The following is a 12218-nucleotide window of genomic DNA, read 5'->3' as shown; positions in this document are numbered from 1 at the left end:
CCCGGTGCACTGGCTCATCGGCAGATTCGATGAGTCGGTGTACCGGGGCCGAATGCCCTTGGGTCAGTATCGATTCGCGCCGACGGGCCGGGAGTAGTCACCAACCCGCCGGGTCACCGATCACTGCCCGGACTGAGCTTTGCGGCGAGCGAAGAGGATCGTCACCGCGCCTCCCAGAATCAGCGCGGCGCCCGCCGCGAGTCCGGTGATCTCAGCACCGGTGCGAGGCATCGAGCCGGCATTTCCGGAATCATCGCCTTCGCCGGAATCACCGCCGTTGTCGCTGCCACCGTTGGTGACGCCACCGCTGGTGACGAGGATATCGCCTTCGAGTTCTTCTTGGTCCGCACACTGCACGAACACCTTGTAGGTGCCGACGTAGGGAGCGGGATCCTCGCCGAGCCCGTAGATATGGACAGAGGCGGCTGAATTCTCATTCGCCTCGGCACTCTGTTCGAAGAGCTTTCCGCTGGGTTCGAGGCCCCAGACCTCGAACTTGACCTCACTGCCCGGTTCGCATTCGGTGACTGTGATCGTCACACCCTTGTCGGGGTTGATGAAGTCAACTGCGGAGATCTTCTCCGGATCGATGGAGAGCTTCGCCTCGGAACCGGAGTCTTCGTCGGCGGTCACAGTGAAGGTCGTCTCCGCGCTCTTATCCCCGCACGAGGCCATGACGAGGAACTCACCGACCCACCCTGTTCCGCCATCACCGTCGGGGACGAAGGTCACGGACCCGGCGGCATCCTCACCTGCTTCCTGCGATTCCTCCCACACAGTGGTGTCAGGATCACGCTTTGTGCTCACTCGGAAGTTCACTTCGTCGTCAACATGGCAGTTGACGAACGTCAGGTGGACTCCGTTCTCGAGGAAGTCCTGCAGCCCCTGAGTCTTGGGCGACACGGTGAGATCCGCGTTCGACTCATCTCCGTCATCATCGGTCACGGTGAAGGTCGTCTCCGCGCTCTTGTCCCCGCACGAAGCCGTGACCACGAAGTCACCGACCCAGCCGTCACCGCCAGTACCGGGGATGAAGGTGGTGAATCCGGCAGCATCTTCACCGGCCATCTGCGAATCCTCCCAAATGGTGGTGTCGGGGTCGCCCTGGCGAGTGATGCGGAAATTGACTTCTTCATCAACCACGCAGTTGACGAGGGTGATTTGGACACCATCGTTCATGAAGTCGTCCAGGTTCTGAGTCTTCGGCGAGACCGTGAGGTCAGCCTCTGCCTCCTCATCATCGGGTGCGACGACGGTGACGCTGCCGCTGAAGGTCTTGGGCTCCTCACCGGCGCGGGTGACAGTGACTGTGACACTGAGCGTGTCGCCTGCCTTGAGCTCGGTATTGCCGAGGATCGTTCCGGTGAAGGCACCGTCACTCTCAACGGTCGTCGACGTGTCCTCACCCGGTTCAGCAGTGACGACGTCTCCAGCTTTCAGAGGATCGATGGTGTATCGGATGCCCTGGTTGGGGTCACCGATCTCTTCGGCGGTCATCTCTGTCTTCTCAAGCGAGAAGCCGGCTTCGATCGCCGCGGATTCCTCTGCCCCGTCGTTGGCACCGTCTTCCTCCGTGCCGTCGTCAGCTGCGCCATCGTCAGCTGCGTTCGGATCGGCTGCGTCGTCCGTGGGCGGCTCGGTGGCCTCAGCGTCGCCCTCCGCTTCAGTGGTGCCTGTGCCCGGGTCGGCTGCGTCGGCGCCGGTATCGTCGCCTTCACCGGGCTCCGCGGGGACTTCGCTGGGAGACTCTGCGCCTTCTTGCGCGGCAGAGGCTTGGGTTGTCGTCATTGTGTTCGCGACCGCCGGATCGACTCCCATGGTGGAGACTGCCAGGGCGATGCTTGCTGCAAGTGCCAGCCGTTTCATAATGTTCCTTCCAGAGAACTGAGTGGCTGCCATGTTCGGCGATAAAAGGACCATACGTACGTAGTTAGCAGGCCGCGACTTTTGGTCTTTTAGTTCATGACGGAAATGTGATTGAGATATTCCGGAATGTTTATCCCTTTGAGACTTCGCTCTACTCCGGGATGCAGTCGGCCCTGCATCTTTCGGATCCAGCTCTCCCCAGCCACCATGTCTTTTGATCCAGGACCAGCGCCGGAGACTGCGTATCAGCGCAGACGAGTCCATGTCACGATTGTGCAGAGATAGTCGTCTGGGGCCGAAAATCGTTACCTCCGAAGTGAATGGATTCGGCCCCCACAGCCGAAGCTGCAGGGGCCGATTCGCCAGATGCGATCAATTCATCATTCGCAATGGGCTCAGGTTTCGGTGGCAGCACCGATGGCGTCACCAGCGCCATCAACGTCACCGGTGTCGTCGACGACATCCGTGCCGGTGTGATCGTCGACGACGATTCCGGTGTCGGCCTCGGCAAGCACCTCGGCGGTGAATTGCTCCTCCGCATCTTCGCCGCGGAACTGCGACATGTAGAGGCGGTAGTACGCGCCCTCGGCAGCCAACAGCTCCTCATGATTGCCGTGTTCGACGATGGCTCCGTCCTCCATCACCAGAATGGTGTGGGCGTCGCGGATCGTCGAGAGGCGGTGAGCGATGACGAACGATGTCCGGTCCGTTCGCAGCGCGGCCATGGCCTGCTGGACAAGCACCTCGGTGCGGGTGTCGACCGAAGAGGTCGCCTCATCGAGGATGAGCAGCGACGGGTCGGCGAGGAAGGCACGCGCAATGGTGATGAGCTGACGTTCACCGGCGGAGACGCTGCCACCGTCGGAGTCGATGACCGTGTCGTAGCCCTCGGGCAGCTGTCGCACGAAGCGATCGACCATGGTGGCCTGAGCCGCGGCCATGACCTCGTCGTCGGTGGCATCGAGTCTGCCGTACCGGATGTTGTCTCGGATGGTGCCCTCGAACAGCCATGCGTCCTGGAGCACCATGCCCACGTGGGATCGCAGGTCGGCTCGGGTCAGGTCCTGGGTATCGATGCCATCGAGGTAGATGTGACCACCGGTGATCTCGTAGAAGCGCATCACGAGGTTGACCAGAGTGGTCTTGCCTGCCCCTGTCGGTCCGACGATGGCCACCGTGTGACCGGGCTCGGCCGTGAACGAAACCTTTTCGATGAGTGGAGTGTCCTCGGTGTAGCGGAAGCTGACCTCGGAGAACTCGACCCGGCCAGGTGTGCGCTGCGGCAGCGTCTCCTGGGCGTCGTCGGGCTCTTCCTCCTCAGCATCAAGGAGTTCGAAGGTCCTCTCCGCCGAGGCGACGCCGGACTGCAGCATGTTCGCCACGCCTGCCATCTCCGAGATCGGCTGGGAGAACTCACGGGAGTACTGGATGAACGCGGTCGCGTCACCCAATGTCATCTGTCCCGAGGCCACCTTGAGACCACCGGCGACGGCGATGAGGACATAGCTGAGGTAGGACACGAACTGCATCGCGGGCATGATCATGCCCGACACGAACTGCGCACCCGCCGAGGCTTGGTACAGGGACTCGTTGCGACGGTCGAACTCTTCGAGCATGACCTCGTCACGGCCGAAGGCACGGACCACGTCGAGGCCGGAGAACGATTCCTCGACGTGTCCGTTGACTTCGCCCGTGTGTTTCCACTGCGCCTTGAACATCTTCTGCGACCGGGTGCCGATGACTCCGGCGATGACCGCGGACAACGGAAGCGCGATGAGTGCCAGCAGCGCCAGCTGCCAGGACACGATGAACATCATCACGCCGATTCCCACAATGGTCAGCGCCGATTGGACGAGCTGAGAGAACGCCTGCTGCAGTGCCTGCTGGATGTTGTCGACGTCGTTGGTCACCCGCGACATCACATCACCGCGCTGCCTGGTGTCGAAGTATCGCAATGGGAGTTTGTTGATGGTGCGTTCGATGTCTTCGCGCAGCCGGTAGACGACCCGCATGACGAGGGCGTTGAGGATGTAGCCCTGCGCCCACATGAGCATCGAGGCCACGAGGTACATGAGGAGGACGATGATGATGATCTGGCCCAGCGCGTTGAAGTCGATGCCCTGTCCGGGAACGACCTCTGCGGTGGCGAGCATGTTGGCGAAGTCGTCTCTGCCTTCGGCGCGGGCACCGGCGATGATGTCGTCGATGTCGGCTCCCGCTGGCAGCTGTGAACCGATGACACCGGAATAGACGATGTCCATGGCCTTGCCCAGCACCTTCGGAGCGATGACGGTGAGGATGACCGAGCCGATGACGAGCGCCACGACGTTGATGAGGCCGAGCTTCTCCGTGGCCATCAGCCCGAAGAGTCGTTTGACCGAGGGCCAGAAGTGCTTGGCCTTCCGGGCTGGGGTGTCGCTGAACATGTCCCCGTCATCGCCCTGGGGCAGGTACTCCTCTTCGCTGGTCTGCGTCGTATCGGGTTCGACTGCCGCCGCTGAGGTGGAAGATGTCGTCGAGGTGGTCGTTTCCTTGTTCGCCATGTCAGTTCACCCCTTCGGTGGCCAGCTGGGATTCGACGATCTCCTGGTAGGTCTCGTTTGCGTCGACGAGTTCCTCGTGTGTTCCCCGACCGACGATCTTGCCCTCGTCGAGGACGATGATCTGGTCGGCGTCTCGAATCGTTGAGACACGTTGAGCCACGACCACCACCGTCGAATCACCGGTGGTGTCGTCTAAGGCGCTGCGCAGTCGGGCGTCGGTGGCGACGTCGAGGGCAGAGAACGAGTCGTCGAAGACGAAGATCTTCGGCTTCGCAGCCAGGGCTCTGGCAATGCAGAGCCGCTGCCGCTGTCCGCCGGAGAAGTTGGTGCCGCCCTGGGCGACACCCGCCTCGAGCTGATCGGTCTTGTCGGTGACGAAGTCCTCGGCTTGGGCCGTGGTCAGTGCTTCCCACAGTTCCGAGTCATCGGCGAACTCGTTTCCGAACCGGAGGTTGGAGGCGATCGTGCCGGAGAACAGATACGGCTTCTGCGGCACCAGACCCACTAGCTGTGCCAGCTGGTGCCGGTTGAATGCACTGACGGGGACACCGTCGATGAGCACCTCACCCGACTGCGGATCGAGGAGACGAGGAATGAGGTTGACGATGGTGGACTTGCCGGCACCTGTGGCACCGATGATCGCAGTCGTCGTGCCCGGTCGAGCGGTGAAGCTGAGGTTCTCGAGGACGGGAACCTCAGCCCCGGGATAGCCGAAGGTGACATTGCGGAACTCGAGCTCACCTCGGCGAGGGAGTTCGTCGACGCCCTGTGGAATGGTCATGGACGAGGTGGAGTCGAGGACCTCGGAGATGCGCTCAGCGCAGACGACGGCGCGGGGAATCATCATCATCATGAACACACCCATCATGACGGCCACGAGGATCTGCAGGAGGTACTGCAGGAAGGCTGTGAGCGATCCGACTTCCATCTGGCCTGCGTCGACGCGGTGGCCACCGAACCACAGCACGGCGGCCGTCGCCAAGTGAAGGATCATCATGATCGCAGGGAACATGAGCACGAAGAGGTTGCCGACCTTGACTGAGGTCAGCGTCAGTGCCCGGTTGGCGTCGGCGTAGCGGTCGGCTTCGAAGGGTTCGCGCACGAACGCGCGGACGACCCTGATGCCGGTGATCTGTTCACGGAGGACACCGTTGATGTCATCAACCTGATCCTGCATCCGCCGGAACAGCGGCATGAGCAGGTAGACGAGGATGCCGACGACGATGAACAGCGCCGGCACGGACACCCACACCAGCCAGGACAGTCCCACGTCCTCGCGCAGAGCCATGATGATTCCGCCGATGCACATGATCGGGGTGGAGACCATGAAGTTCAGGGTCATGAGCACAAGCATCTGGACCTGCTGGACGTCGTTGGTGTTGCGGGTGATGAGGGTGGCGCTGCCGAACTTTCCGACTTCCAGCGTCGAGAGTTCGTCGACCTTGCTGTAGATGGCTCGGCGTAGGTCTCGCCCCACTCCCATGCCGGTGCGGGCACCGAAGAAGATGGCAGTGACGGCGGTGACGACCTGGACGAGGCAGACGATGATCATCGTCATACCGGTCGACCAGATGAAGTCGGTATCGCCTTTGGCAACACCCTGGTCGATGATCTGCGCGTTCAGGCTCGGCAGGAACAGGGCTGCGATGGTCGCGGCCAATTGCAGGACGACGACGAAGACGATGTAGAGCCAATAGGATCGGGCGTATTTCAGGGACAGGCGTAATAGGGCCACGGTGGAAGTCCAGTGATATGAGTGGTTCGCGAAAAGGCGTTGAGTATTTCAAAAGCGCAACAGACCATCTTACATGCGTTCCCCTTCCGAGCAATAGATCTGGCTTGCTTCTTCTGTGCTGACAGTTCACCACGCGGCACTGACATGAGCGGGTGAAACCAGGTCCGACCTCACCGGTGGCTGGGCGTGCCTCCTCGCTAATCGCACGGACACCTCTAGTCTTGAAATCATGAGCACAACTTTGCAGGACCTCGTCAATCGCGCCGTCTTCTTCTCCACCGAGATGCAGACGCACTTCGGCGCCCTCATCGCCGATGCCGAATGGGAGGTCGACTTCACCTCTGATCCGCATCTGACCTTCACCTCAGCTGAGGGAACCGTCTTGCGAGGTCGCCCGCATCTGCTTGGTTCGGAGTCGAGCGCGCAGAGCACGTGGCTGTGGGGTTGGGACAATGTCAACGAATTCCCCGAACCCGTCGTCAGTCTCGCCCATGAGGTCCGCAAGTTCGGTGCCACTGAGGATGTGGCCGAACTGATCACAGAAGAGCTCCCACTCGACGAGGAGTTGGCGCTGCGCCTGACACTGGCGGCGAAGGAAGCCACCGGAAAGTGGGCGCACTATCCGGCCGCTGCCGGCGCGGGTACGACTGTGTGGCTGCTTGTCGATGCTCCCGAGCTCACGCTCCCCGAGCCTCAGGTCAAGACGACTGTTCGGGCCCTCATGCAGGGACTGACGCAGACGACGGTGACTGATCATCGCGCCGCACTCGTGGCGTATGTCAGCAAGCGCGGTATTCCCACCGCGGAACTACCCGAGGGCGGTCTGCGTCTGCTCTTCGCCGATGGGTCGGCTGATCTGTCCTTTGACGAGGAACGCCGGATCTCCAATTGCGAGATGGGCGCACCTCTCGAGGGTGAGGCCGCGCAGCAGTACGCACAGGCCACCGGAATATCCACGACAGACGCCGAGGCTGTCGGAACTCCTGCCGGGGAGCCCGCTGCACAGCCGGTTCCTGCAGAGCCGAGCCCGGTCTCTGAACCGGCTGCCGCTGACACGAGCACGGCCGCTTCCACCTCGGCGGAAAATGCCTCTGCCCAGTCGCCGGCGGAGTCCACCACCGAGACACCACCAGAGACCGCCCCAACCCCATCGCCCGCCGAGGCGGGTGCCGGTGGCGAACGAGACTCGGCTTCCGCTGGTCCCACACCTGACACCGGAGAGGCCCAGCCGACGGCTCCCGAGTCACAGCCGGCCGCCTCCGCTGCAGACGAAGCGCAGGAAGACGATCGCCAGGCACAAGAGGCAGAGACCAAGCCCGAGGAACCGAAAAAGAAGAAGGGGCTGTTCTCGAAGCTCTTCGGACGTTGATACGTGGACGGTGGGTGTCCATCAACGGCTGATGGGCACTCGCGGTTCCCAACTGAAGTCGCGGTCGAAGAGGTACCGTCGTTCCGGACCAGGGATCAGGGGTCAGAGTTGTATCCAGCCCCTGGCCAGTGAGTCTGACGACGCCGGAGTCGTCGGTGGAGTAGCTCAGAGTCACCTCGTCCTCATATCGCAGTCCGACGGCTGCTGTCCCAGCCTTCGTCAGTTGACCAATGGCTGCCTGGCTGAGCTGAGAATCGCTGAAGTCCGGACGGCTGTCCCGGGAGACCCTGTAGATGCCAGCGATCTCGCTCGGCTCACCGAGTTGTCCCCAGTCGCTCGTCATGCCCATCGCGACCCCGGAGCCGAGCAGCATTGTGAATGCGAGCAGAGGTCCGGTCCAACGTGTGACCACCACGAAGACGCGGTGGTTCAATATTCGCCCTGCCACGCTCGAACTCGTGGGTTTGCCCGCCAGGAACCGAGAGAGTCGAGGCACGTTGGGGATGAAGAGGATGATCCTTGCCAACGCCATGACGCCTGAGAGCTGCTTGACGGGCACGTCGAAGGTCAGGTTGAGCACAGACACGACAGTCATGTCGACAGCGGCCAGGAGGGCGCGCAGCCACGCTGTGAGTCGGAACAGGAGGAAGGCAGCGGCGGCGACTTCGGCGAGACCTGGGAGGACCTGCACGAACGGAGAGGAGGCTATGAAACGCCATAGCGGTCCCATGGGGTTCACCTCGCCGTATTGGACGAGGCATCAGCGTAGTCGGCCCGCCCCATCTGCATGAGGAACACCTTCGACCAACCGAAGATGAGCACGTAGCCGGCAAGCCAGGCCCACAGAAGCCAATGCCCGGTCCAGAGGATCCGACCAGCGATCACTCGTGCCTTTAGGTCATGCATTCGCCTGTGAATGCAGGGAAGGGGCCACCCCACAAATGTGGAATGACCCCCAACCAAAAACAGGAAGGCCACCCTGTCAACGACAGGATGGCCAACCTCAAAGAATATTGCGGCAGTCACCTACTCTCCCACAACCACCAAGTTGCAGTACCATCAGCGCGAATGGGCTTAGCTACCGGGATCGGAACGGTTAACCGGGCGTTTCCCCACCACTATCACCACCGCAAAACCAACAAACCACCACCACCCGAATCACAAAGACTCAAGAGTGTAGTAGCGGTCCAAGAACCGTACAGCGAACGCGAACACCATCATGCAACATGACTCATTAAATATCTCGTCAAACCCATAGCGTTACTCACGCACACACCAACCAATGATTGTGGTTGATGAGTGATCGGCGTATTAGTACCAGTCAACTCCACACCTCACAGTGCTTCCATACCCAGCCTATCAAACCCATAATCTATAGGACACCTCACCCCACAAAGTGGGTTGGAAATCTCATCTCGAAGCAGGCTTCCCGCTTAGATGCTTTCAGCGGTTATCCTTCCCGAACGTAGCCAACCAGCCATGCACCTGGCGGTACAACTGGCACACCAGAGGTTCGTCCGTCCCGGTCCTCTCGTACTAAGGACAGGCCTCCACAAATTTCCTACGCACGCAGCGGATAGGGACCGAACTGTCTCACGACGTTCTAAACCCAGCTCGCGTACCGCTTTAATGGGCGAACAGCCCAACCCTTGGGACCGACTACAGCCCCAGGATGCGACGAGCCGACATCGAGGTGCCAAACCATGCCGTCGATATGGACTCTTGGGCAAGATCAGCCTGTTATCCCCGAGGTACCTTTTATCCGTTGAGCGACCACGCTTCCACAAGCCATGGCCGGGTCACTAGTCCCAGCTTTCGCTCCTGCTCGACACGTCCGTCTCACAGTCAAGCTCCCTTGTGCACTTACACTCGACACCTGATTGCCAACCAGGCTGAGGGAACCTTTGGGCGCCTCCGTTACTCTTTAGGAGGCAACCGCCCCAGTTAAACTACCCATCAGGCACTGTCCCTGAACCCGATCAGGGTCCGAAGTTAAGAAATCCAGTATAATCAGAGTGGTATTTCACTTGACGACTCCACCACCACTAGCGTGATAGCCTCACAGTCTCCCACCTATCCTACACAAACCACACCGAATCCCAATACCAAACTATAGTGAAGGTCTCGGGGTCTTTCCGTCCTGCTGCGCGTAACGAGCATCTTTACTCGTAATGCAATTTCGCCGAGTTCGTGGTTGAGACAGCAGAGAAGTCGTTACGCCATTCGTGCAGGTCGGAACTTACCCGACAAGGAATTTCGCTACCTTAGGATGGTTATAGTTACCACCGCCGTTTACTGGGGCTTAAATTCTCCGCTTCACCCCCAAAAGGGTTAACGAGTCCTCTTAACCTTCCAGCACCGGGCAGGCGTCAGTCCGTATACATCGACTTACATCTTCGCACGGACCTGTGTTTTTAATAAACAGTCGCTTCTCTCTGGCCTCTGCGACCACCACCAGCACATCCAGGAGCAAGTCCTGTTCACCGGGATGGTCCCCCTTCTCCCGAAGTTACGGGGGCATTTTGCCGAGTTCCTTAACCACGATTCTCTCGATCACCTTAGTATTCTCTACCTGACCACCTGTGTCGGTTATAGGGTACGGGCAACACACAACCTCACGCCGATGCTTTTCTCGGCAGCATAGGATCACCAGATCACCCCACCACAAGTGGGGCGCCCATCAGCTCTCACACTACGTGTGGGGACGGATTTACCTACCCCCACGTGCTACGACCTTAGACCACGACTACCATCGCGTGGCCTGGCTACCTTCCTGCGTCACACCTCGCGCTTACCGACTCCACACTCAGGTCCTTGCCCACACACCAACCAGACATCCGAAGACATCACGGGTGAGTAGAAAAGTTAGTATCGTGTGTTTTGGTATTGACGGTTGAGCGTCGGTACCAGAATATCAACTGGTTGTCCATCGACTACGCCTGTCGGCCTCGCCTTAGGTCCCGACTTACCCAGGGCGGATTAGCCTAGCCCTGGAACCCTTGGTCATCCGGTGGACGGGTTTCTCACCCGTCTTTCGCTACTCATGCCTGCATTCTCACTCGTACCGGCTCCACCACTCGTTCACACGGCGACTTCACTGCCAGCACGACGCTCCCCTACCCAACACCCCACCATTACGGCTACTTGGGGTGCTGCCACAACTTCGGCGGTGTACTTAGCCCCGCTACATTATCGGCGCTCAATCACTTGACCAGTGAGCTATTACGCACTCTTTCAAGGATGGCTGCTTCTAAGCCAACCTCCTGGTTGTCTTCGCAACTGAACATCCTTTCCCACTTAGCACACGCTTAGGGGCCTTAGTTGATGGTCTGGGCTGTTTCCCTCTCGACAATGAAGCTTATCCCCCACTGTCTCACTGCCACGCTGAACCTTACCGGCATTCGGAGTTTAGTTGACGTCAGTAACCCGGTGGGGCCCATCAGCCATCCAGTAGCTCTACCTCCGGCAAGAACCACGCAACGCTGCACCTAAATGCATTTCGGGGAGAACCAGCTATCACAGAGTTTGATTGGCCTTTCACCCCTAACCACAGGTCATCCCCTCCATTTTCAACTGAAGTGGGTGCGGGCCTCCACGCGCTCTTACACACGCTTCACCCTGCCCATGGCTAGATCACTCCGCTTCGGGTCTAGGACACGCGACTCATTCGCCCTATTCGGACTCGCTTTCGCTACGACTACCCCTCTCGGGTTAACCTCGCCACGCACCGCTAACTCGCAGGCTCATTCTTCAAAAGGCACGCCATCACCCCAACAAGGAGGCTCTGACGGATTGTAAGCACATGGTTTCAGGTACTATTTCACTCCCCTCCCGGGGTACTTTTCACCATTCCCTCACGGTACTATCCGCTATCGGTCATCAGGAAGTATTTAGCCTTACCAGGTGGTCCTGGCAGATTCACACGACATTCCACGAGTATCGTGCTACTCGGGCAAACACATATCGTCGGGGCCACATGTTTCGTCTACGGGACTCTCACCCACTCCGGTACTGTTTCCCACCAGCTTCGACTACACGCAGCACACATCAACGACTCGGTCATGCTGGACCGAACACGCATTCCCCACAACACCGCATACGCAACACCAGCACGTTTGACACGCACACGGTTTAGGCTGATCCAGTTTCGCTCGCCACTACTCCCGGAATCATGTTTTATTTTCTCTTCCTACGGGTACTGAGATGTTTCACTTCCCCGCGTTCCCTCCACGCATCCTATATATTCAGATGCGGGTCACCACACTCTCATGTGGCGGGGTTTCCCCATTCGGACACCCTCGGATCACAGCCCGTTTATCGGCTCCCCGAGGCTTATCGCAGATTTCCACGTCCTTCATCGGCTCCTGATGCCAAGGCATCCACCATGCGCTCTTACACACTCATCACACCCAAAAAAAATGGTTGCAAAATGTGTGTGCGAAAATTTTTCACACTAAGATTTCACAAGAAAAATCACATTACATAACAACCCAAACAAATGTTCGGGCTGTTGATGCTCGCGTCCACTATACGATTCTCAAACCACTACCAAACACCACCCACACCCGGGCAACACTGCATGCTGCTGGTCTGGACGGGTTGGTCCTGTTGGTTGAAACCACATGCAACCATGACTGGTTGGTTTGTGATTCCAGGACCCAATAACGTGCCTGTTTCCTATACGCCCACCAACCACCGTCACACG

General features: G+C 59.4%; 5 protein-coding genes and 2 rRNA genes. 1 reads left to right on the top strand and 6 read right to left on the bottom strand.

All coding sequences use genetic code 11. The features are described from left to right. Positions 1-120 precede the first annotated feature (120 nt). The 3 genes from LQ788_RS03915 to LQ788_RS03905 all read right to left on the bottom strand — a co-directional run bounded on the left by LQ788_RS03915 (position 121) and on the right by LQ788_RS03905 (position 6144). Positions 121-1866, bottom strand: a complete 1746-nt coding sequence (locus LQ788_RS03915; protein ID WP_231445425.1) for a hypothetical protein — start codon at positions 1864-1866, stop codon at positions 121-123. A 395-nt stretch (positions 1867-2261) separates the two neighbouring features. Further along, positions 2262-4409 carry an ABC transporter ATP-binding protein gene (locus tag LQ788_RS03910; RefSeq protein WP_317207059.1) on the bottom strand — a complete coding sequence of 716 codons (2148 nt, stop codon included), beginning with the start codon at positions 4407-4409 and terminating at the stop codon, positions 2262-2264. A 1-nt stretch (position 4410) separates the two neighbouring features. Next, positions 4411-6144, bottom strand: a complete 1734-nt coding sequence (locus tag LQ788_RS03905) for an ABC transporter ATP-binding protein (RefSeq protein ID WP_231445423.1) — start codon at positions 6142-6144, stop codon at positions 4411-4413. A gap of 229 nt (positions 6145-6373) precedes the next feature. On the opposite strand from LQ788_RS03905, the gene LQ788_RS03900 reads away from it, so the two are divergent. Then, positions 6374-7513 (top strand): DUF6882 domain-containing protein, encoded by a 1140-nt coding sequence (locus LQ788_RS03900; protein WP_231445422.1) that lies wholly within the window; start codon positions 6374-6376, stop codon positions 7511-7513. Positions 7514-8248: 735 nt separating this feature from the next. On the opposite strand, the gene LQ788_RS03895 is transcribed toward LQ788_RS03900, so the two are convergent. The 3 genes from LQ788_RS03895 to LQ788_RS03885 form a co-directional block, all read right to left on the bottom strand. Continuing rightward, the gene (locus LQ788_RS03895) at positions 8249-8419 is read right to left on the bottom strand and encodes a hypothetical protein (protein WP_231445421.1); all 171 of its coding nucleotides are present in this window, start codon (positions 8417-8419) and stop codon (positions 8249-8251) included. A 107-nt stretch (positions 8420-8526) separates the two neighbouring features. After that, positions 8527-8645 (bottom strand): 5S ribosomal RNA (rrf, locus tag LQ788_RS03890). 159 nt (positions 8646-8804) lie between these two features. Further along, positions 8805-11919: ribosomal RNA gene (locus LQ788_RS03885) — 23S ribosomal RNA — on the bottom strand. Positions 11920-12218 lie beyond the last annotated feature (299 nt).

Origin of the sequence: Brevibacterium zhoupengii (assembly GCF_021117425.1) — a bacterium.
GTDB classification, from domain to species: domain Bacteria; phylum Actinomycetota; class Actinomycetes; order Actinomycetales; family Brevibacteriaceae; genus Brevibacterium; species Brevibacterium zhoupengii.
The sequence above is the reverse complement of the archived record's forward strand: the minus strand, read 5'-3'. Positions and strand labels throughout refer to the sequence as shown.

What these genes read in the sequence shown, in the direction of transcription:
- LQ788_RS03900 (WP_231445422.1), top strand. Translation starts at nt 6,374, where the DNA reads ATGAGCACAACTTTGCAGGACCTCGTCAATCGCGCCGTCTTCTTCTCC.
- LQ788_RS03910 (WP_317207059.1), bottom strand. Translation starts at nt 4,409, where the DNA reads ATGGCGAACAAGGAAACGACCACCTCGACGACATCTTCCACCTCAGCG.
- LQ788_RS03915 (WP_231445425.1), bottom strand. Translation starts at nt 1,866, where the DNA reads ATGAAACGGCTGGCACTTGCAGCAAGCATCGCCCTGGCAGTCTCCACC.
- LQ788_RS03895 (WP_231445421.1), bottom strand. Translation starts at nt 8,419, where the DNA reads ATGCATGACCTAAAGGCACGAGTGATCGCTGGTCGGATCCTCTGGACC.